The organism is Psychrobacter sp. TAE2020 (assembly GCF_018919485.1).
GTDB lineage: Bacteria > Pseudomonadota > Gammaproteobacteria > Pseudomonadales > Moraxellaceae > Psychrobacter.
This window is the reverse complement of the sequence record NZ_JAHLMU010000001.1, coordinates 780,815-802,888: the sequence shown is the minus strand read 5'-3', so window position 1 is coordinate 802,888 and position 22,074 is coordinate 780,815. Positions and strand designations below refer to the sequence as shown.

Here is a 22,074-nt window from a genome sequence, read left to right as displayed (position 1 = left end):
TAAAACAGAATCTCTATTACTTTGCCCTAAACAAAGAAATTTATAGGCAGATTATAGTGTTAAATTTATAAACATTAGCTGAGTAGTTATCGTAACAGATGTAATCAAATGTTGCTAGCCTGTAAAAGTTCCTGATAAGCGCTGCCAATGTTGATCCTCCTGTGCCGTATAGGCATGCTTGGCATCTAAGGCGAAATAGGGGCTATAAGCCTCACTAACTTGTTGGGTTTGCGATTCAATCAAGCCTGCCAACACGATTCGACCTTTATCGGCAATTAGGGTGGCAAAATAAGGAGCTAGGCTTATTAATGGCTTGGCCAAAATATTAGCCACAATCACATTAACCGCACTGACTTGCTGCTCAGCACAAAAGGCTCGGAAATCGTCAGGTAAGAATGCTTGTAGCTGACCTTCAACATTATTGCGAGCAGCGTTTTGATTGGTGGCAAGCACCGCTTGTGGATCGATATCTACGGCATAAACATGCTTTGCTCCTAATAACAAAGCAGCCACTCCCAAGATACCTGAACCGCAACCATAATCGATCACTACTTTATCGGTTAAGTCTTGTTCAGTCAGCCAATCTAGACATAAACGCGTAGTAGCATGATAGCCAGTACCAAAAGCTAGACCCGGATCCATGATGATATTAGTGGCTTCAGGTTTAGGTGGGGTCAGCCAATTAGGTACAATCCATAGATTGTTAGCGCATTCAATAGGATGGTAATGGCTCATCCACTCACGTTCCCAATCCTTGTCGGCAACAGCAGTAAGCCAAATACGACTGGCATTAACTTCTGCAGCAATCTCATGACTTAGTTGTTCAACGGCTTGTCGACTGCCATTCTCTGCACTAGCGTCAAATAGCCCTGTTAAGATTACCTCGTCCCATAACGGGGATTCACCAGGAAGCGGCTCAAATAAAGGCTGATCTCCAGCATCATCGAGAGCGATAGATAGAGCGCCTGCTTCTAGCAGTAGGGCTTCAGCAAGATCGACGTTTGCTTTTTCACATTGTAAGTGTAGTTGTTGCCATGCCATAAAATAACCTCAGTTAAAATTAGTATAAAAATATTTAAAGTGCTTGCATTAACACCCTAGCGGTTAGCGCAAGGCTTGTTTGGCCTCACTAATCACTCGAGTGTTGTTTTGGGCTTGTCCAGACTTTAGGATAATCTGCCAAAGAGCACGACGACGACTAGCATCTTCAGAAACGACTAAACCACGACGCGCCATAGCTTCAGCCTTACGAGGCTGACTCTTCTTTAGCGCAACTTGTGCCAAATAGAAATAGACCGCTGAAGATTTAGGGGCCAGACGTTGAGCACGAGTAAAACTACTCTCTGCTGCTGTCAATTGCCCAGCTTTTAATTGACTGATGCCAACTTGCATCAAGTTGCGAAACGCTGGCAAGCTGCTACTATTAGCAGTGGCTTTACGAGTTTGCTGTTGAGAATTTTGCCGTGCACGCTCTAATAGATCATTGTGCGAGGGCAGAGGCGGTAGTCTTGAGCTGACAGGATCACGGTTAGAAGGTGCAGCAGTGCTTGGCGCAGTATTGGTCTCATAAACTGGTTGATTAACCGACTGATTAATAGCCGCATCAGGAAGTATTTGAGTAGAAGGCGCAGTATTACTGGGAGCAGGTGGTATATAAGGCTCTATAGTATAGTCGTTAGCATCATCAGCGTAGCCGCTATTAGTATAATAGCCATCGTCAGAGTAATCTTCATCTGCGTAGCTATCCTCATCAATAGTGTAGTCACTATCAGCTTGTTCTAACTCATCGGCGGTAGGAATAATTATAGTGCGCTGTACTGTGGACCGAGAGTCTACCGCCACCGAAGCCTTAGGGCTTTTTACTGAAGGATTTACTGAAGGCGTTGCTGGCGAGAGTGGCGCAGTTTGACAGGCACTTAATAGCAAGCAGGCAAACAATACGCTTATCGATAGTAATCCTTTAGAGCATCCTGTTTGCCAAAGTGGGCTTATATTAGTTTTAGTGTTGCCAATAGTAGTCTCAGCAATAATTATTTGAGGTAGCTTGACCTTAGTCGATAAGCAGATAGATAGTTTGTTGTATTCTATAGCTATAGGGACTGCTGATCGCTTAAATATTGCCATGTTGACACCCTTTTATCACCACATTTTTGATAAAATCTTTATTTTAATACATGTAGAGACAGCAGCCATAACTCTAGATGACTGCTGCTTAGTTTAATTGGCTGCTAGATTAGTTAGTTACTAGTGGGTCAAGCTCTAGAACCACTCAAGGGCTCGATCATACCAAGTGTCGGCGTTTCTTTGTCCTTCACCATCTGCTTGATTATCATTCTGTTGTGTCCCATCGCTATTAGGGGTATCTAACCCTTCGCGTTGGCGTTGGCGATTGATAGCGTCTTGTTCACCCTCAAGCTGCGATTGTTCACGAGCACGATCTTGCTGATATAAATCAAGAGCACAACTACTAGCTTCTTCTGGCAAATAAGCAGAGAGAACTGGTAAATAGCGGGCGTTAGCACAGCGTTCGTTAGATAACTTACCAGAGTTGTTTTCAAGCCATAACCACTCAATACCTTCGGGCTCAGACATAGACACTGGCGTCAGTTTTAAGCGTTTCATATAATCGACCCAAACCGGTAGCGCACCGCTGCCACCACTGAGACCTATAGGCTTGTTATCATCACGACCCACCCAAACCACGCTCACATAGTTGCCGCTGTAGCCAGCAAACCAAGCATCGCGAAAGTCATTAGTGGTTCCTGTTTTCCCGGCTAGATTGAGGTTGCTACCTAGAGATTGAATACTCTTAGCAGTACCGTCTTTAACCACTTGTTGTAGCGCATAATTGACTAAGTAGTTGGTTTCAGGTGGTACGCTGCGCTGAGTATTTAACCCTGTGCGTTGTAAAATACGTCCACGATCGTCGACAACCGTACGAATACTATGAATAGGCGTGCGAAAGCCACCAGTAGCAAACACTTGATACACACCAAGCATATCCATCGGGCTAAGGTTGACGGAACCTAACAGTGCTGATGGGTAAGGAGGAATTTTTTCTTCAACTCCTAAGCGTCGTAACTGTTTGGCAAATGAATCTAGCCCAAATTCCATACCTAAGCGTACCGCGCTTTGATTATAGGATTTGGCTAAGGCGGTAGTCAATGGAACATAACCATGATCACGATTGTCATAATTCTTTGGGTTCCAATCAGTGCCGTCGCTTAAATTAACAGTAATAGGCGAGTCATCGACAGAACTTGCCAAGTTATAGCGACCACTCTCTAAAGCGGTCATATAAATTATCGGTTTCAATAACGAGCCGACTTGACGCTTGGCATCGACAGCACGATTAAAGCCAGTAAACTCGCTACCACTACCTACCACGGCAACTAGCTCACCAGTTTCAGGATTAGCACTAACTAAGGCACTTTGTAGGTCTTTGGTTTTACTACTATTGCGACGCAAATCGCTAAGTTTGTTGCTAACGGCTTTATCAGCAGCCATTTGAGTGATAGGATCGAGGGTACTGATAATAATCAAACCTTCGTTCTTTAGATCGTCAGAATAGTACACATCATTGAGTTCGCGTTTGACGATATCTAAAAAATCAGGAAAACGGCTTTTACCTTCTACCGGCTTATCAACCACGCCTAAAGGTTTCTTTATGGCTGCGTCATACTCTTTCTGATTAAGTACCCCAATAGTCAGCATATTGTTTAACACAGTATTACGGCGCGCTTTAGAGTCGTTAGGATTTCGACGAGGGTTATAAACACTAGGACCTTTCGCCATACCGACTAACAAAGCCTGTTGATCGACCCGCAACTCGTTAAGAGGCTGATCAAAATAAAACTGCGAGGCCAAACCAAAACCGTTAATAGAACGGTTGCCATTCTGACCTAAATAGATTTCATTTAGATAGGCTTGTAGGATCTCGTCCTTGGTATAATGCAATTCTAATAATACCGCCATCAAAGCTTCATTGGCTTTACGTTTCAAAGTACGATCTGAATTGAGATAGAAGTTTTTTATCAGCTGTTGGGTGATGGTCGAGCCACCTTGACGAGCGCCGCCAGAGGAGTTATTAAGGACTGCCCGCGCAATACCCCGTATAGAGACACCTTTGTGTTTATAAAAACCACGATCTTCAGTCGCTACTAAAGCATCAATAAGTGGTTGAGGTACATCATCCAAAGAGACAACCATGCGGTCTTCGTTATTATCAGGGTAGATACCACCGATATTCACTGGTTCTAGGCGAATAATACCAGTCTTATTTTGCTCAGTGCTTTGAATGGCTGAGATTTTGTTATCAGAGATGGTCATCTTGATAACTTGTTCTTTATCAACATCATTAGCGCTGTAACTAAAGCCACGAGTATGAATAAAGTAATTATTACCGGATTTATGATAGCTACCAGTACGGTCATAAGCTTTATTGCTGCGATAATTGAGCAGCTCAAGCCAACTCTTCATAGTATCGTTATCGACGTTAGCGCCTTGATAGAGTTCAAGAGGCTGCGAGTACACTTTTGCTGGGATATCCCAACGCTTGCCTTCAAACTTTTTAGTAATAGTGCGATCAAGTTTGACTAAGTAAAGGGCTAAGAGCACCATACCAGCAATGACAATAATCAGCAAAATGCTGCTAATCACTAAACCGCGCTGTTGCGAGGGCAGAGTACTTATTACTATTTTGGCTGATTTTGGCGGGGTAGAATAGGGTTTTTGCACTGATAACGCACCGTTTGGATATAAAAAACTGCCTTATAATGACGTAAATTGATAAAACTTTCAATCTATCATCATCACCATATCTATTGATTAGCTTTGAGCTGTGAGGGTGTATAATAACCATTACTAGTTATTACTTTAGCGCTATCATAATAACATTAAATGCCAGTTGGCTTTTAATAAAGCGCCTAAGGCCGTTAATTTAGTCTATAAACAGTATATAAAATAGCAACTTATCGGCGCTGTTATGATGTGTTTTTTATGAATTAACAGCAGTAGATCGCCTAGAAAATTTGTCTAAAGGAAATACTAAATACCATGTCTAGCGTTTCATCACTGCCATCGAATGCCCTTAACTACGATGATCACTCGATTACTCAAGGGCTAGTATTGCCACCAATTGGCCACTGCTTTCATTGTGGGGATCCTGTACCACGTCCACCGTTCCATACTGACGTACTAGGTAGCTCACGTGAGATGTGCTGTATGGGTTGTCAGTTGGCATCACAAAGTATCGTTGAGGCCGGTCTTGAGCAGTATTATTTGGATCGCTCAGAGATTAACCGTACGGCCAGCTTGCCTATTCAATTGACGCGCTTAGAAGCTTATGATCACCAAGAAATTAAGTCGCAGTTCGTCTATGCGCAAGATGGTCTATCCGTCGCTGAGTTATCTGTCAATAATTTACGCTGTGCGGCTTGCACTTGGTTGATCGAGTCGAGACTGTATGAGATTGATGGCATCAGTAAGTGTCAGGTCAATCTAACCAATCAGCGCATGCGTATCGTTTGGGATGAAGCTAAATTACCTATCAGTCGTATCTTGGCAGTCATCAACGAAATTGGTTATGAGGCCAAACCGTATCGGCAAGACACCCACGAGGCAATGCTCGCTAAACATAATAATAAAATGCTATTGAGATTAGGGATTGCGGCGCTTGGGGCAATGCAGGCGATGATGTATGCTGTGGCGCTGTACTTTGGTGAGCACAGCGGTATGTTAATACTACAACGCGACTTTTTGCGCTGGGTATCTCTCTTCGTTAGTGTACCGGTGTTCTTCTATGCTGGCGTGCCGTTCTTTACCTCCGCTTGGTCAGCAGTTCGTGCTCGGCAAGTTAATATGGATGTGCCCGTCAGTGTGGCACTGATAGTTACTTTTTTCGCTAGTCTCTACGCTACTATCACTGGCAACGGCCAGACTTATTATGATTCGGTTAGTATGTTTATTTTCTTCCTATTGGCTGGGCGCTATATCGAGCACAATGCACGCTTAAAAGCCGCCACTATGGCTAATGATTTGGTAGTCATTGAGCCTATATTAGTACAGAAAATAGCCGAAGATAAAGAGGCTGCTAGCCTTATCTTGCAACAGATGAGCTCAGCAAACGCTGTTGCGCCTAGCGCTGCTACTGATATCGAAGGCGATACTAGTATTAACACTAACGCCGCTATGACCGCATCTGCTAGCCAGGCGACTGGTACTCTAGCTATGACGTCCGCTATTTCGCCGACTATGGATGTAGCAGCAAACTTTATGCAAGGGATGGATAGTAAGCTACATGCTATCACTGAGCGTATTGCTATTGCTTGGCAGCAGAAGAATAAGCAACAAACTTTAGCTGGCAACAGCGATTCTCAACAAGTAGAGCCAGCAGTGGCCAAGAAAATGGTTACTGCTCATAGCTTGCAAGTTGGTGACATCGTTATGATTGAAGCCGGGGCCGAGATTATCAGTGATGGTATTTTGCTCAGTCAAACGGCAACAGTCTCGCAAAGCCTGCTAACGGGTGAGGGCGACTTGATTATAAAAACCCAAGGTGATTATATTATTGGTGGTGCACAAAACGACAGTCAACCATTCCAGATGTTAGTTACTGCCTTGCCAGCAGACAGTCAGATCGGGCTAATTGATCGGTTAATGAATAGGGCGATGAGTGAAAAACCTAAGCTGGCCCAGCAAGCAGATAAACTAGCACGCTGGTTTGTAGCGCGGATACTAGTATTGTCAGTATTCGTGTTTGTCGGCTGGTATATCGTCGATCCTAGCCAAGCGATTTGGGCGACAGTAGCAGTGCTAGTAGCCACTTGTCCTTGTGCATTATCTTTAGCCACACCGATTGCTTTAACGGTAGCCACTAATAGATTGGCTAGCTACGGGTTCTTAACCACTCGTGGTCATACTTTACAGACTTTAGCTGAGATTACCCACGTAGGCTTTGATAAGACGGGTACTTTAACTTATGGTAAGCCTAACTTATTAAATATTGAGCTATTAAAGCCTAATAATGAGCTGGACTTAGCGGCACAAAAAGATCAGTGGTTATCGATTGCCGCAGCTTTAGAAGTCGGTAGTCGTCACCCTATCGCTCATGCGTTACTGACGGCTGCTTATCAACTGCATTTACCAGCAACCCAACAGTTGATTCATTATCCAGCTGGCGGTGTCGAGGCGCTACTTGATGGGGTAAGATACCGGATTGGTCACCTTGATTTTGCTTTAGATAGCGGCAATGCTAGCAATGAAGCAACTAGCGATAAACTAATCAGTGATAAAGTCACTATCGACTTAGTCAGTCAGCGGGCTAGCTCAGCGGTAGTGCTATCTTGTCAGCAAGTTGATGAACAAACATCTTCGACTACTGGCGAATCAGCAACTAACTGGCAAGCACTAGCTTGTTTTTATTTCAATGACAAGGTACGTGATACTGCACAAGCTATGCTTGATGCGCTTAAGGCTGCTGGCCTAGAGTCAGTTATGCTGACGGGTGACCCTAGTCCGCAAGCACTGATTATGGCTAAGTCTTTAGGGATGCAGTCGGCTTATAATGGCTTGTCACCTACAGGCAAAGTCGATCATATTCAGCAGATACAAGCGCAAGGTGGGGTAGTATTGATGGTCGGTGACGGCATCAATGATGCACCAGTATTAGCAGCAGCTGATGTCTCTACGTCTATTGCTGGTGCTGCAGATTTAGCACAAGTATCAAGCGATAGTATTATTCTAAATGGTCAGATCGAAGCTATTACTGCAGCTAAGCGTATTGCTGATAAAACTGAGCGTATTATTAGACAAAACTTCCGTTGGGCCTTAACTTATAACGGTATTGTGTTAATACCGGCTATATTTGGCTATGTACCCCCTTGGTTGGCTGCTATTGGCATGTCGTTAAGCTCACTGTTAGTAGTGTTAAACGCGCTACGTTTAAAACGTGCTTAACTTAGAAGCTATTTGATAGCCGTTAATAGCTGTACCTACTATATAGATAAAACCTTTAGCGATAAAAAAACCGTCGATAATTAGATTATCGACGGTTTTTATTATTTGATGGTTTTTAATGCTGTTAACACTACCCGTTCAACTAGTCTTGCAAATAGCTAAGTAGACGCATAAATTCGATATACATCCACACCAAAGTAGCCAAAATACCAATACTAAATAACCACTCATAATCTTCTGAGATACCAGCGGCTACACCACGATCGATATTATCGAAGTCGAGTAGTAAAGTAAAAGAAGCAATAACAATCACAAATAAGCTAAAACCTATAGCAATAGTGCCGCCTTCAAACAAGAAAGGGAGACTTGAACCAAAAGCTAGAGATAACACCCATTGCGCTACATAAACTAGCATAATAGCAATAATCGCTGAAGTTACGATTGAACGGAGCTTTTGCGTGACTTTGATTAGCCCAGAACGATATAATCCAAGCATCACTGCTGCCGTGACAAAAGTAGCACACATTGCGGTTACGGGTACAGTGGGGTACATTCTCATAAAGAATAGTGAGATACCACCCAAGAAAATACCTTCTAATAGCGCATAAGGTACGGCAAAGGTTTTGGCTTTATGAGGTTTAAAAGTAATAAACAAAGCTAAACCAAAGGCCGCAAACATACTACCAAAAGCGGCCATGGTAATAAAACCTTGCGATAAACCAGCCATAAGCGCATAAAAGAAGAAGCCGACGCCAGTGATAGCGGCAAGTCCCAGTAATAAACTGGTCTTTTGTATAACACCTTTGACGGTCATTGGCTCACCGCCGATCGCAAGTTCTGCGCGACTGACAATAGGATTTGCCATACTTGTATCCTTAATAATAAATAAAAAATAATATAGATGTTTGCTACTTTAGCAAAACCGTAATTATTGTCAACGGTGTTTGCGTGAGTGTTTTAAGCGCTCGAGTCGCTTGCCTACTCTGATGTTAGCTACTAACTTCCCTGATATTAACTAATAACTGTACTCAGATAAATAAGCAGCGAGATAAATAGATTAGTAGCATTGAGCAGACACTAAGTAGCAGTATAATGGTTCATAAATAGATATTTGATAATCAATATATGGGGGTTATTATCATTATTAACAATGATAATTGATAAAACGGGCTGGTCTAAGCGCTTATTTCTGGTTATCATTGTTATCAATAACGCGATGTACCTTCATTAGGCAATTTACTATTGTCTCCCCACTCAACGCTATGCCGAGTCATCTATGGAAAACTCAGCGCAGTCGACAAGATTGCCGCATTTACACCAATCAGAGCTATTTCACGCTATAAAGAACCCAGCATTTCGCCGTATTGGTTTAATGGGTAGAGCTGGGAAGCGTAGTGTGACCCAAAGTTTAGTACAAGTTGCAAATATCGTTAATGAGATGGGTTTGACCTTGATCATGGATGTAGAAACCGCAGAACTACCTACTCTAGACTTAACAGAAATTGAAAAAGTTAAAATCGTTAAGCGTAGTCTAATTGGTGAGATTTCTGATTTAGTGATCGTAGTTGGTGGCGATGGATCTATTCTGCATGCTGCTGAAGCACTCGCTCGCTATCGGGTACCAGTACTAGGGGTCAACCGTGGTCGTCTAGGATTCTTAGCTGATGTAAAACCTAATGAGGTGGCCTCAAAGCTACACCAAGTGCTAATGGGTGAGTACCAGCTTGATCATCGCTTCTTACTGACTATGGAAATACGAGAAGGCGATAAAATTATCCATGAGGATATGGCGCTTAACGACATCGTGTTGCATGCTGGCAAGTCAGTACATATGATTGACTTTCAGATGAAAATTGATGGTCAAGACGTTTATCGACAGCATAGCGATGGTCTAATAGTGGCAACACCTACTGGCTCAACGGCTTATGCATTATCAGGTGGTGGTCCTATTGTTCACCCTAGCATGGATGCTATTTGCCTAGTACCTATGCATCCGCATACCCTGTCGAGTCGGCCTATCGTCGTCAGTGGCAACAGTGAAATTTGCATTCGTATTCATGAAGATAATCGCACTCAGCCTATGGTGAGCGCTGATGGTAAGCCCAGCATTGCCTTAGATCAACAGCAGCGTTTATATATCCGTAAGCATCCTGATAAGCTGACTTTATTGCATCCGCCTGGCTTTGAGTTCTATGAAGCTTGTCGTACTAAGCTACACTGGAACGTCCATGCTGAAGAGTTCGATCTCGATGATGATGATGATATTATAGAAGGTGAATAAACGTCTTTAATGGTAGCCTGTAAAAACAGTAAGTGGAGCAAATAACATGGACAAACAAACCATATTAGCCAGTCTAACCCCAGAAGTTGCTGACAAGTTTCGTATGGCTATAGAGTTGGGAAAATGGCCTGATGGGCGCAAGTTGACAGATGATCAGCGTGAGACTTGTATGCAAGCGATAATGATATGGGAGCACGAACATTTAGCACCTGCTGAGCGCACTGGTTATATACATAAGCCAGTAGCGGCAGATGGCACTAAAGTAGGTGCTGAATGCGATGTCGAGCATGAGCATCATTATCCTAATATGCCTAATCCGAAAGGGGCAATACAACCGGTAAAATTCCGCAACAAATAGGTATAGCACTAAAGCTTTACCAGTTAAGCCGATATTATTGCTAATCGGTTAGGCTTAGAGTGCTAATAATACAGAACCATTAAAAAGAGCCAAGCTATTAATAATAGCGAGGCTCTTTTTGGTATTAATTTTAAGCTGGTGCAGCGTTAAAGCGCAGTAGTATCGACGTTCGGACGTACAGTCAGTGGATTCTTTTGCATCAAGAATCCTTGCCAACCCCAGTGTAGAAAGTTACGGATATTGGCGTGATCAGTACCATTAGGAGTCTCTAGTACTTGGATATAGTATTCACCAAATAGTTTGAGGGTGTCTAATTGGCTAAGACCATGATGCATGGCAAAACCAAAAATTTTAGCACTACCCTCGTTATCACCAGCAGCATTATGAACCATGCCATTAGTGAATGATTTAGGAGCGTAACGATAGAAGTCATCGATAAAACTGATAACATCATTGAATCCAAGAGCTCTTTTACTCAAACCATTAAGCAGAGCTGATACGTCTGACTGGCGAATACTCATAAGTAGATGACCTTAAAGCGAATTAAACCAATTAGTATTGAAAGTGTTTAATAGATGCTTATTAGTTAGGGTTAAAAATGAAAGATCTTAGTAAGATTCTATAGCAATTGATTATTAACGATTGAAATAGTCTTCATCATCAAATGACGGTGCAAAATTGCCTTGCTCTAGATGCTGCATTTGCGACTGTACCGAACGCTCATCTTGAATACGCTGGTATATCTCTTCACGGTGTACCGCAATATCTTTTGGTGCATTTACCCCAATACGTACTTGGTTGCCCTTAACGCCTAAGACCGTTACGCTAACTTCGTCGCCAATCATCAATGTCTCGCCCACACGGCGGGTCAAAATCAACATACGTCACACTCCTTATGTCGCAGTAATAAACTATTATGCATGGTGTTATATCTCAGTTGCAGGATACCATCGCTACCAAAAACTAGCCCAATAGTTATAAACTATGAAAAACAGAGTGATTTAACTTGTTAATCATAACCAAAATTAAGGTTCAGTAGACTGCTGAAAAATAGTGCGAATAACGATGATAATAATTAAAAAATTCATCTTGCCCAGATGAAGCGTCTATTATAAGACGCCTAGTAAGGGCTGTCACTGATTTTCACAAAATTGGTAGGTAAACCGGCCATCAGTAACAATTAATAATAAATAACAGGATTATAAACAATCCTGTTTTATTAAATTGTGGCTATAAGTCTTTTGGACACCCTATCAGTAAGTCTACTGCCCAGCAACAATACTCTCACCGTCTTCACGATCAAGACCAAAAGCAGTATGTAGCGATTTTACCGCTTTATCTAGATATTGTTCTTGAATCAGGACAGATACTTTTATTTCGCTGGTCGATATCATTTGAATATTGATATTGTTTTCAGCCAAAGTTTGGAACATAAGGCTAGCTACACCAGCATGAGAGCGCATGCCAACACCGACTAGTGACACTTTAACCACATCACTGTTACCTAGTACATCAGTAGCGCCAATCTCATTTTTAACTTCTTCATTGAGCACCTTCATGGTTTTGTCCATGTCGCTGCGATTAACAGTAAAGCTGAAATCAGTAGTGCCATTAGTCGATAGGTTTTGTACGATCATATCGATTTCGATATTGGCACGTCCAATAGGGCTAAGGATAGCGGAAGCAATACCTGGGTGATCAGGAACACCGCGTACTACAATTTTTGCTTCGTCGCGGTTAAAAGCGATACCTGAAATGATTGCGTGTTCCATACTATCTCCTTCGTCTATGGTAATTAAAGTGCCAACGTTGTTTTTGAAATCCTCGTCAAAGCTGCCATCAGTATCTGTGTCAAAGCTCGATAATACTCGTAACGGCACACCATATTTGCCAGCGAACTCTACTGAGCGGATTTGTAATATTTTTGAGCCGAGACTAGCCATCTCTAGCATTTCTTCAAAAGTTATTTTTTCAAGCTTTTTGGCCTTTGAGGTTACGCGTGGGTCAGTAGTATAGACCCCGTCAACGTCAGTATAGATTTGGCACTCATCAGCGCCTAGAGCGGCAGCAATAGCGACTCCAGTAGTATCAGAACCACCACGACCTAAAGTAGTAGCGTTTCCATATTGATCGATACCCTGAAAACCGGCGACTATCACTACATTACCAGCGTCTAATTGCTCACGAATATTCTTGTCATCAATCGACTCAATACGAGCCTTATTATGAGCGGCATCCGTCTTTATCGCTACTTGGCGACCAGTGAATGAGCGTGCGCCAATGCCAAGCTCTTTAATCGCCATAGCTAGCAGTGAGATCGATACTTGCTCACCAGTTGACACCATTTGATCATATTCACGTGGGTCAGGCTGACTACTAATTTGGCGTGCTAAATCGATCAGACGGTTAGTTTCACCACTCATAGCAGAAACTACTACCACGATTTGATGGCCATGGTCGTGCCAACGTTTGACTCGCTTAGCGACATTTTTGATGCGGTCAATACTACCCATTGAGGTGCCGCCGTATTTCTGTACTATAAGTGCCATAAAAATTTTTACCTATTATTCACCAAGGGCTATCTATCATGGTCGATTAGAACCAATAGGATTCTGCATCGACATCAATGACGGATAAAAGCCGGATTATAAGAATGGGGTGCTAGCCTAGCTCTGCCAGCTTGTATTAGCTTTGCTAGTCATGCTTTGATATACAGATAGGCCATGTACGTTATACCATATTTGCACGCCAAAATTAAGTCGCAAGTATAGTTAGATACATGGCGATTGGTTATAGACAATTATAACCAATCCTAGTAGCAGTCATTATTTATCCTATCTGAGTGCTTTGTGCTGTTTAACCATATTGTTGTAGCAAGTTAGCTATATCAGTAAAGCCAGTGTAGCCAGTTTAACCTAGTTGCGTTTCAATCCAAGCGGGTAGTGCACTGATGACTTCTACAGTGTTAGCTACTTTTGGTGCTCCGCCTTGAGCATAGTCAGGCTTACCGCCGCCTTTACCACCAAGCTCGCCGGCTAAATGACGGATGATATCACCCGCTTTTATACGACTAGTGACCGACTTGGCGACACTTGCTGAGAGGGCCAACTGCTCCTCTTTATCGCCGATTAATACTATAACGCTATCAGGTAGTTTTGATTTGATATCATCCATTAAGGGACGAATCGATTTACCGTCAATACCAGCTAAAGTACTAATCAATACAGGAGTACCGGCAATAGTTTGTACTTCGCTGAGTAAGTCGGCGGCTTGAGCACTGGCTAGCTTCTGTTGTAAGCGCTCCAGCTTTTTTTCTAAGTCGCGCTGCTTATCAGCCATAGTCTGTACCCGTTCGGCAACTTGGGGACGTTTAACTTTTAGCTGGCTGGCAAGAGTACTTAATTGCTGGTCGTTTTGCTGAATATACTTGATAGCCCCCATACCGGTAACGGCTTCAATACGGCGTATACCAGCAGCAATACCGGACTCACTAGTGATTTTAAACAAGCCAATATCACCAGTACGTTTAACATGCAGACCGCCACATAGCTCGATAGAGAAAGGCTGCGGTTTGCCATTAACGATGCTATCAGTACCCATAGTTAGCACTCGAACATCGCTACCATACTTTTCGCCGAACAAAGCCATAGCGCCTTTTTCCATAGCTTCATCGATAGACATACTCTCGATATGAGCAGTGGTATTGGCCTGAATTTGTTCGTTAACTAAGCGCTCGACTCGGCTAATTTCAGCAGCAGTTACTGGTTGATCATAAGCAAAGTCAAAACGTAGCACATCACTGGAGACCATAGAGCCTTTTTGACTGACTGAATCGCCTAGTACCTCGCGCAATGCGGCATGTAATAGGTGAGTGGCAGAGTGGTTCTTGGCACTAGCGGCGCGAATACTAGATAGCACTTGAGCTTCTGCGCTCTGGTTGCTATTAATAGTACCCATATTGACCACCCCATAATGGATGATCGCTTGGCCAGATTTTTTGGTATCTTGAACTTCGAAAACCCCAGAGGCAGTACGAATTTCGCCCAGCTCACCGACTTGGCCGCCACCCTCAGCATAGAAAGGCGTACGATTAAGTACCACAACCCCTTCGTCGCCTTCAGCTAAGCTAGTCACTGGATTACCGTCTTGATAAACAGCGATAACTTCGACATCAGCATCTACTAAATGCTCGTAGCCGATAAACTCAGTAGGATTATCGACTTGAATGACGCTGCTATAATCAACATCGAACTTGCCAGCATCACGCGCACGAGTACGCTGCGCTTGCATGTGTTCATCGAACTCATCTTCATTGATGCGAATACCACGCTCACGAGTAATATCAGCAGTCAAATCTAGAGGGAAGCCATAAGTATCATAAAGTTTAAAAGCGGCCTCACCTGAGAGTACGTCACCATCTTGCAAGCCATCAAGCTCAGTAGCCAATAAGCGTAACCCTTGTGCTAGAGTCTTAGCAAATTGCGCTTCTTCTTTTTGGATAGCGTTTTCTATGACGCTTTGCTTTTCAGTTAGCTCAGGGTAGGCTGCGCCCATCTCAGCAACCAAAGGCGTAACCATTTTATAGAAAAACTCACTCTCAGCGCCAAGCTTATTGCCATGACGCACGGCACGACGAATGACACGACGTAAGACATAGCCACGCCCTTCATTACTAGGCATCACGCCATCAGCAATTAAGAACGATACCGCACGTATGTGGTCAGCGATCACTTTAAGTGAGGCTTGTTGCTCATTATTAATCTCTAACACCGCAGCAGCTGCATCCATCAGATGCTCAAATAAATCGATTTGATAGTTACCATGGACACCTTGCATGATAGCGCTGATACGCTCAAGACCCATGCCAGTATCGACACTAGGAGCAGGTAAAGGCAGCATCGTGCCGTCCTTTTGGCGATTAAACTGCATAAATACACAGTTCCAAATCTCGATATAACGGTCACCATCTTCTTCAGGAGTACCAGGTAAACCACCTTCTATATCAGCACCGTGGTCATAGAAGACTTCAGTACAAGGGCCGCAAGGACCTGTATCACCCATAGTCCAAAAGTTATCAGAAGCGTAAGGGGCGCCCTTATTGTCGCCAATACGGATGATGCGCTCTACTGGAATACCGATATCTTTATGCCAGATATTAAAGGCTTCGTCATCAGTCTCATAGACTGTGACATACAAGCGCTGTTTATCGATAGCTAACCAATCATCTGCAGTCAAAAATTCCCAAATATAAGCGATAGCCGCTTGCTTAAAGTAATCACCAAAGGAGAAATTACCTAACATCTCAAAGAAAGTGTGATGACGTGCAGTATAGCCGACGTTATCTAAGTCATTGTGTTTGCCGCCAGCACGTACACACTTTTGCGAGGTCACTGCACGAGTATAATCGCGCGGCTCCATACCCAAAAAAGTCTCTTTAAACTGATTCATACCCGCATTAGTAAACAACAAGGTTGGATCATTATGGGGAATCAAGCTCGATGAGGGGACTGAGGTGTGCTGTTTACTCACAAAAAAATTGATAAAAGCTTGGCGAATATCGGCTGAGCGAAATGGCTGGCTCACAGCGGCTCCTTACTGGCGGATAGAATAAGTAAAAAATGAAGTAAAACGGAGGAAAAATAGAGCAAAATTAGATTAAATAATTTTGCAAGCGATTTTAGCACAAATGCTTATAAGGTGTTTGACCATTCACGCTTACGCTTAGGAGTAAATGCTACTGCTGATAGCTTAGGCTTAGTTTTTGCAAAGTACAACGTCATTAGTTGCTCAAGATAGCGGCATCCGTTTTATCCAGCTGGTCAGCAATAAGAGGATCGGACTCAATAACTTGTACTGGTAAGTAACGCAGCTGCAGCTTAATGGGTAAATAATCGGGAAAGTTGTCAGCCATACTTTGAGTGATAGTAGCTTCAATTTGGCGTACATCGTAAGAGCTAGGCGTAGTCTCACCACGAATGACCGCACGAATAGTTTGGTAACCATTGGCTTTATCAAACTGAGTATTAGTCAATACATTACCTTTATCTATAAAGTAGCTGTTAATCGAGTCTTTAACATTGTTCTCAAAGGTTTGTTGCTTGGCAGTGGTATTTAGGTTGATAGTTAAGTAGATACCTAAGCCTACTAATAACGATAAAGTAACCGCATTACGTCGCAAAAAAGTTAGATAAGTATTCGACTTATAATCATCGTCGACTAAACGGCGAAAGCCTAAGAACCATAGCACCATCGCATTAGTGAATTGGATAGCGATGATGTTAGTAATGGCTAGCAGTAAAGCGCCCAGCCCAAGCTGCATCTCACCATTGGCGAATAAGATACCGCTAGCGGCTAAGGGGGGTACTAAAGCGGTAGCTACCGCCACTCCCACTACCGCCACCGATAAGTGCGGCGATACCATGGCATAAGCCCCTGCCGTACCACCAGCTAGCGCTATCATTAAGTCCATCGATGTAGGCTGAGTACGCGATAAGATCTCTGCGGTCAGCGCTTGATCTCTATGTAACCAGCCGACCACAAAACCTACTAGCACTACTAAAGATATACCAAGGAAGACAGTAATCAACGATTTGCGTAGTAGTGGCATACGGTAATCAATGATAGCTAGCGCCACGCCAGTAATAGGGCCCAGCATCATCGCTACTAACATAGCACCAATCACTACAGCCGCAGAGTTGGTCACTAGCCCGTAGCTGGCAATGATCGCTGACAAGACATTCATCACGAAATACATTTTGCTAGGTAAGGCGTTAGCTTCGATAGTAACCCGTACTTCCGGATAATCTATTTTTTGATCGCTAAATTGTCTAGCAATAAACTGTTTATAGGACTCGAGTTTGGCTTCTTTGGCTTCTTTGGCTTCTTTGACTTCTTTAACTTCTTCTTCCTCTTGCTGTTCTGAAGATTCCACCGAAGCTATAGACTCTGACTCTAACGCTGCATTGCTTTTTTTACGGTCTGCCGCCGCTAGTGGAGGGCTATTAGAAAAGCTGTCGCTAGCGCGGTTTTTAGCGAGGGTAATATTAAGGGTGCTATCGAGAGTGGTATGGCCATTATCACCAGCGTTGGAGTCTATAGCCTCATTTAAGTCTGTATCTAAGCTTGTATCTAAGCCTGACCTTGACTCATCACTGGAGTTTTCAACAGCTTCGATTTCAGTTTCAGGCTCTACAGTAGCGATAACCACATCGGGACTAGGTGAGGTCATTTTTACTTTGAACTTAGGGTGTTGGGCGGCTAAACCGTCTTGAGTGCTTAGCGGATGATCACCATTAGCATAATCTTCATTCTCGGCCTGTAGGCCTTGCAAATTAGCGTCCTCGTAACCGTCGCTATTATCAGTATCTGTTGCGGATGAGTGCTGAGGGTTAGAGGGTGAAGTCATGATAAGGTCACTTTAGTCATAGAATAAGACGAAATTCTTATTGTAATGATAAAGCTCAAAAGATGTCTATATTTTTATGACCCAATAGCAGAGGTTCCGTTAATACTAGGAGTATAAAGATGAGGTCAAAGATAGGGATGTTAAGTACATGGTAAAAAGCAACCATATAGTAAGCATGCATTAATCACGTAGTAACCATACATTAATAAAGTTATTTATAAGACTTGATGCTGAGTAAAAAGTAGCTATTAGAGGTATTTTGTAACACCTCAACTAACTCCCTAATAGTAGCATGGTTTTAGGTAAGAGTCACTGAAAATAAAAGGCTGTAGCGTCTATTGGAAATACTTACTAATTGTGTGGATATGAGGTATAAAGTAGGTATACAAGATAAACACACAACTTAAATAAGGATTAAATTATGAACTGGCCATTATTTTCTGTAATCTACTCTATGGCAGCTACGGTTATCGTTGGAATATTTATGATCACCGCCTTAGTCACAGGTTTCAATGAAATTCCTCATATTCAAATTGCGGTAGCAATAGGTCTGTTAGTCTCTATACCAGCAGGACTATATTTCACTAAAAAAATAGGTAGTATTACTGGTAACGAAGAAGGTTATAAAGACATTATTGCTTAAGCGCTCACTGGGATCTTTTGAGGTACAAGTTTAAATAGTAGCGAAGTTTGAGGAACTAGAGCCTGTTAAACTAGGGCATGTTGAACGAGAGACATAGCACTAATACCCATAGTTATTAATAAGTAGAGCAACTAATAGACATAGTCATTAATTATACTAATAAAAAATTATCCCAATAAAAAACAGCTCCCAAAAAAGGAGCTGTTTTTTATTACTAATTTAGCTGAGACAATAGTTAATCTGCTGTAAAGCTCTAACCAATTATTGTAGTACTACCGTGGCACCATTTTCTATATTGGCATAAACCTCAAGTACATCCCAGTTGGTCAAGCGCACACAACCTGCTGACGCTTGGCGGCTGATGCCTTCAGGAGTAGGAGAGCCATGTAAGCCATAAGAAGGTTTAGATAAACCCATCCATACTACGCCTACTGGATTATTAGGTCCTGGTGGTAGCATATGTACTTTCTTTTGATCACCTTCGCCAACAGTTGCTTTATACCACGGCATTTTGACTTTATTGACGATCTTGAAAGTACCTTGTGGTGAAGGCGTGCTACTACTACCAACAGTAGTCGGATAGGTAGCTACTAACTTGTCACCATTATAAGCATACAAAGTTTGATCGGCTTTATTGGCAACTACTCGGTTAATACGCTGATTAAGCGGCCCACGATTGTTCAATACAGTAATCGTTTCACCAGCTTTATAAGCTTTATTCTTGTTAAGCTTATCTAGATAACGGACATCCATATGAAAACGCTCACCGAGCATCTCTTTTATATCTTGATAATAAAGACCTTTCACTTTTGATTTTGCCTCTGATCCAGTAGGAGTAGTGGCAAAGTTGGTTTTTAGATCTTCATCAGTCAAAGTATAAGTCACTAATACTGGTTTGTTCGCAGGAATGTTTTTAACTAAAGCATCCCAAGTTTTTTGATCCATTTTACCCGTCGCTGGCAAGCCTTTCATATTTTGAAAGTTGATCAAAGCTTTTTTACTGTTCATGCCCCAGCCACCATCAATAGGACCAGGAGAAGCATGATTCCAATCCAACAACGCTTGTATCTTGATCGTCATTGCTGAATTGACGTTCATATTCGGCGACCAAGTCGAACCGTTAACTTGCTTAGCATAATTGGACAAGTTCAAAGTAGTATGAGTTTTGCCATTGACATCTTCGATACTCTTGATAGAAGAATCGTTACTAGCATCTTGACTTGGCTGACTCTCTGCAAGCTCATAAGATGAAGAATCAGTCGAAGCAAGTGAGGCGGCGCTAGGGCCAGCAACCGCTTGTCCGTCACTAATGTCGTCAGTGCTTTGAGACTGCTGATCTTTACGAGTCAGCTCTTCAACACTCATGTTATCAGCGCTGACACTCGGTACTGCTGCTTGAGTGCGCTGATTATCAATCAGTTTACCCATGCTATCCGTGGTCTTAGTGGTTTTATCTTTAGACGGCTTACTAGCAGTAGAGTTGGCATCGATAGAACGATTACGGTTCTCTTCAACTTTAAGACTAGCCAACACCGCTATATCCGGCAAACCAGCTGCCGTGCGTACTGGTAAAGTTCGAGCGCTATCAGTAGAAGCCGCAATAGCGCTGATATTGATACCAGCGGTAAGTGCGGCTATTGACATCGAGGTAACGATTAACTTTATCTTCATAATATTTGATCACAAGGTTGCTACTAATGGGACTATTATGCGCATAATTGAGACGCTGCGCAAACTTTTGATACATCTTTTTAAAGCAATAGAATGTTAGACGTCAATAACTGACGTATTCACTACAATGCCGTGATAATTGAGTCAAGTTTTTCTCTAATTTGGCAATATTTCTCTACTTTAGTAAGCTTGTAATCACAGGAGCTGAACCGGTTTTTCTGTTAATAACTTATAAGTAGCTAACAATAGACTACTCGCTAAAGCATCAAAGTAAAAAAAGCCTGAAATTATTATCATAGTAGATAGCGACTACAGTTATTGGCGCTGCTATTGATTTGCGTCTATAATAGGGGATAGTTTTTATTAAACTTTTTTATCTGCTTGCTAAGTTGTTATTTGCGCAGCTAGTCACGGTTAAACCATAAAACGTCAGCCGTTTATTCATTCTACTCCCACCTCACCAATGAACACGTAATCAATACGCAATCAACATGTAATTAATAAGGTACGATATGCCAGAAGAACAGACTATGAGCGCCGAAGAGTTTCAAGATCAATATGGCTTTGATGTTGATGATTTTAATCTGGATAATTTACAGAGCGATGACGAAAATGAGTTTGCTAATTTGCCAGCAGAGCTCGAAGAAGCTCGCCAAGAGCTAGTTAGTATCCGTGACTTTATCCGCTTCGCTGTCACCCAACTGCGCAACTATGATGTAGTAGTAGCCCAAGGAACAACAGACGAATTCGCTGAGGCAGCGGCGATTGTATTGCACTCGTTATCATTGGACTGGTCTGCTAATGAACAGATTCTAGATTGTCGTCTGACCTCTAGTGAGAAGCAAACAGTATTGAGCTTATTAGAAGAGCGCATAGCTGAGCGTAAGCCATTGAGTTATTTGGTTAATTTGGCTTATTTCTGTGACTTGCCTTTTTATGTTGATGAGCGAGTTCTGATACCACGCTCACCAATCGCTGAGTTGATTCGTCAGCAGTTCTATCCGTATTTTGATGCTAATGAGCTGGCAAAACCTTTAGGCACAACGGTTAATGAGCAGTCTACAGCTTTTTATGAGCATGGTTTAGAGATGAAGCAGCTCTCACATCCAGAACGTATATTAGACTTATGTACTGGTTCTGCTTGTATCGCTATTGCCTTGGCCACCCGTTTTGTCGATGCATTAGTAGATGCAGTGGATATCGATAAAGGGGCGCTAGAAGTTGCTATGGTCAACGTTGACCACCATAATCTTAACCATCAAGTCAATGTGATCGAGTCTGATTTGTTCGCCAAGATACCTGCTGAGAATCAATACGAACTAATCGTCACCAATCCTCCTTATGTCGATGCTGCTATAATGGCTGACTTACCGCCTGAATTCTTATATGAGCCTGAGCAAGCTCTTGCTGCTGGTCAAGATGGCCTAGACTTAGTCCATCATATCTTGTTTGAAGCCGCAGATTATCTTAGCCCTGAAGGGTTGTTAGTTTGCGAAGTCGGTGACAGTGAGTGGGCGTTGAGCCAAGCTTATCCTGATATTCAGTTCGATTGGCTCAAATTCGCTCACGGTGGTCATGGGGTGTTTGCTATAACTTTTGATGAGCTAGTAGAGCATCGTGCGCTGTTTGCTCGTTATGTCAATAATGATGCTAGCTAATATTTATGATGGCAGGGTTTGATGGTATTGAACCTTCTACTATTAGAGCGTTCGATGTTTGATCCTAGATGAGCATTACTATCGTTACTAGTAAGCAAGATT

Annotated in this window: 14 protein-coding genes and 1 pseudogene; 5 read left to right on the top strand and 10 right to left on the bottom strand. The window is 42.6% G+C overall.

The features are described from left to right. Window positions 1-114: 114 nt before the first annotated feature. From prmA to mrcB, 3 genes are all read right to left on the bottom strand, one after another. On the bottom strand, window positions 115-1,041 hold the full coding sequence (gene prmA, locus KPY62_RS03075) for a 50S ribosomal protein L11 methyltransferase (protein WP_216580768.1): 927 nt from the start codon (window positions 1,039-1,041) through the stop codon (window positions 115-117). Between the two features lie 63 nt (window positions 1,042-1,104). Continuing rightward, window positions 1,105-2,124, bottom strand: coding sequence for a tetratricopeptide repeat protein (locus tag KPY62_RS03070; protein WP_216580767.1), 1,020 nt, complete (start codon window positions 2,122-2,124; stop codon window positions 1,105-1,107). A 135-nt stretch (window positions 2,125-2,259) separates the two neighbouring features. After that, window positions 2,260-4,620 (bottom strand): penicillin-binding protein 1B, encoded by a 2,361-nt coding sequence (gene mrcB, locus KPY62_RS03065; RefSeq protein ID WP_416384053.1) that lies wholly within the window; start codon window positions 4,618-4,620, stop codon window positions 2,260-2,262. A 435-nt stretch (window positions 4,621-5,055) separates the two neighbouring features. On the opposite strand from mrcB, the gene KPY62_RS03060 reads away from it, so the two are divergent. Next, window positions 5,056-7,956, top strand: a complete 2,901-nt coding sequence (locus KPY62_RS03060; RefSeq protein ID WP_216580765.1) for a heavy metal translocating P-type ATPase — start codon at window positions 5,056-5,058, stop codon at window positions 7,954-7,956. 142 nt (window positions 7,957-8,098) lie between these two features. Here KPY62_RS03060 and KPY62_RS03055 read toward each other — a convergent pair whose 3' ends face one another. Continuing rightward, a complete protein-coding gene (locus tag KPY62_RS03055) occupies window positions 8,099-8,821 on the bottom strand; it encodes a Bax inhibitor-1/YccA family membrane protein (protein WP_216580764.1) in 723 nt (240 codons plus the stop codon). A 411-nt stretch (window positions 8,822-9,232) separates the two neighbouring features. Here KPY62_RS03055 and KPY62_RS03050 point away from each other — a divergent pair, with 411 nt between their 5' ends. Continuing rightward, window positions 9,233-10,237, top strand: a complete 1,005-nt coding sequence (locus tag KPY62_RS03050) for an NAD(+) kinase (protein WP_216580763.1) — start codon at window positions 9,233-9,235, stop codon at window positions 10,235-10,237. Between the two features lie 46 nt (window positions 10,238-10,283). Continuing rightward, a complete protein-coding gene (locus tag KPY62_RS03045; protein WP_216580762.1) occupies window positions 10,284-10,595 on the top strand; it encodes a YeaC family protein in 312 nt (103 codons plus the stop codon). Window positions 10,596-10,741: 146 nt separating this feature from the next. On the opposite strand, the gene KPY62_RS03040 is transcribed toward KPY62_RS03045, so the two are convergent. From KPY62_RS03040 to KPY62_RS03020, 5 genes and pseudogenes are all read right to left on the bottom strand, one after another. After that, entirely contained in the window at window positions 10,742-11,116 is a 375-nt protein-coding gene (locus KPY62_RS03040) for a HopJ type III effector protein (protein ID WP_216580761.1), read from the bottom strand. A 192-nt stretch (window positions 11,117-11,308) separates the two neighbouring features. Then, window positions 11,309-11,476 (bottom strand): annotated as a pseudogene (gene csrA, locus KPY62_RS03035) (carbon storage regulator CsrA); the annotation flags it as partial. A 381-nt stretch (window positions 11,477-11,857) separates the two neighbouring features. Beyond that, the gene (locus KPY62_RS03030; protein WP_216580760.1) at window positions 11,858-13,144 is read right to left on the bottom strand and encodes an aspartate kinase; all 1,287 of its coding nucleotides are present in this window, start codon (window positions 13,142-13,144) and stop codon (window positions 11,858-11,860) included. Window positions 13,145-13,505: 361 nt separating this feature from the next. Further along, window positions 13,506-16,178: an alanine--tRNA ligase gene (alaS, locus tag KPY62_RS03025; protein ID WP_216580759.1), complete on the bottom strand. Its 2,673-nt coding sequence runs from the start codon at window positions 16,176-16,178 to the stop codon at window positions 13,506-13,508. Window positions 16,179-16,374: 196 nt separating this feature from the next. Further along, a complete protein-coding gene (locus tag KPY62_RS03020) occupies window positions 16,375-18,000 on the bottom strand; it encodes a TIGR00341 family protein (protein ID WP_216580758.1) in 1,626 nt (541 codons plus the stop codon). 421 nt (window positions 18,001-18,421) lie between these two features. Here KPY62_RS03020 and KPY62_RS03015 point away from each other — a divergent pair, with 421 nt between their 5' ends. Continuing rightward, a complete protein-coding gene (locus KPY62_RS03015) occupies window positions 18,422-18,643 on the top strand; it encodes a hypothetical protein (protein ID WP_216580757.1) in 222 nt (73 codons plus the stop codon). Window positions 18,644-18,904: 261 nt separating this feature from the next. Here the strand turns inward: KPY62_RS03015 and KPY62_RS03010 are convergent, their stop codons facing one another. Beyond that, complete coding sequence (locus KPY62_RS03010; RefSeq protein ID WP_416384052.1) at window positions 18,905-20,317, bottom strand: L,D-transpeptidase family protein; 1,413 nt, start codon at window positions 20,315-20,317, stop codon at window positions 18,905-18,907. A gap of 509 nt (window positions 20,318-20,826) precedes the next feature. Between KPY62_RS03010 and prmB the strand changes: the two genes are divergently transcribed. Continuing rightward, complete coding sequence (gene prmB, locus KPY62_RS03005) at window positions 20,827-21,972, top strand: 50S ribosomal protein L3 N(5)-glutamine methyltransferase (RefSeq protein ID WP_216580755.1); 1,146 nt, start codon at window positions 20,827-20,829, stop codon at window positions 21,970-21,972. Window positions 21,973-22,074 lie beyond the last annotated feature (102 nt).

Bases quoted from the DNA above. Each gene is read 5' to 3' on its own strand.
- prmA (WP_216580768.1), bottom strand. From the start codon at position 1,041: ATGGCATGGCAACAACTACACTTACAATGTGAAAAAGCAAACGTCGAT.
- KPY62_RS03070 (WP_216580767.1), bottom strand. From the start codon at position 2,124: ATGGCAATATTTAAGCGATCAGCAGTCCCTATAGCTATAGAATACAAC.
- mrcB (WP_416384053.1), bottom strand. From the start codon at position 4,620: ATGGTGCTCTTAGCCCTTTACTTAGTCAAACTTGATCGCACTATTACT.
- KPY62_RS03060 (WP_216580765.1), top strand. From the start codon at position 5,056: ATGTCTAGCGTTTCATCACTGCCATCGAATGCCCTTAACTACGATGAT.
- KPY62_RS03055 (WP_216580764.1), bottom strand. From the start codon at position 8,821: ATGGCAAATCCTATTGTCAGTCGCGCAGAACTTGCGATCGGCGGTGAG.
- KPY62_RS03050 (WP_216580763.1), top strand. From the start codon at position 9,233: ATGGAAAACTCAGCGCAGTCGACAAGATTGCCGCATTTACACCAATCA.
- KPY62_RS03045 (WP_216580762.1), top strand. From the start codon at position 10,284: ATGGACAAACAAACCATATTAGCCAGTCTAACCCCAGAAGTTGCTGAC.
- KPY62_RS03040 (WP_216580761.1), bottom strand. From the start codon at position 11,116: ATGAGTATTCGCCAGTCAGACGTATCAGCTCTGCTTAATGGTTTGAGT.
- KPY62_RS03030 (WP_216580760.1), bottom strand. From the start codon at position 13,144: ATGGCACTTATAGTACAGAAATACGGCGGCACCTCAATGGGTAGTATT.
- KPY62_RS03020 (WP_216580758.1), bottom strand. From the start codon at position 18,000: ATGACTTCACCCTCTAACCCTCAGCACTCATCCGCAACAGATACTGAT.
- KPY62_RS03015 (WP_216580757.1), top strand. From the start codon at position 18,422: ATGAACTGGCCATTATTTTCTGTAATCTACTCTATGGCAGCTACGGTT.
- prmB (WP_216580755.1), top strand. From the start codon at position 20,827: ATGCCAGAAGAACAGACTATGAGCGCCGAAGAGTTTCAAGATCAATAT.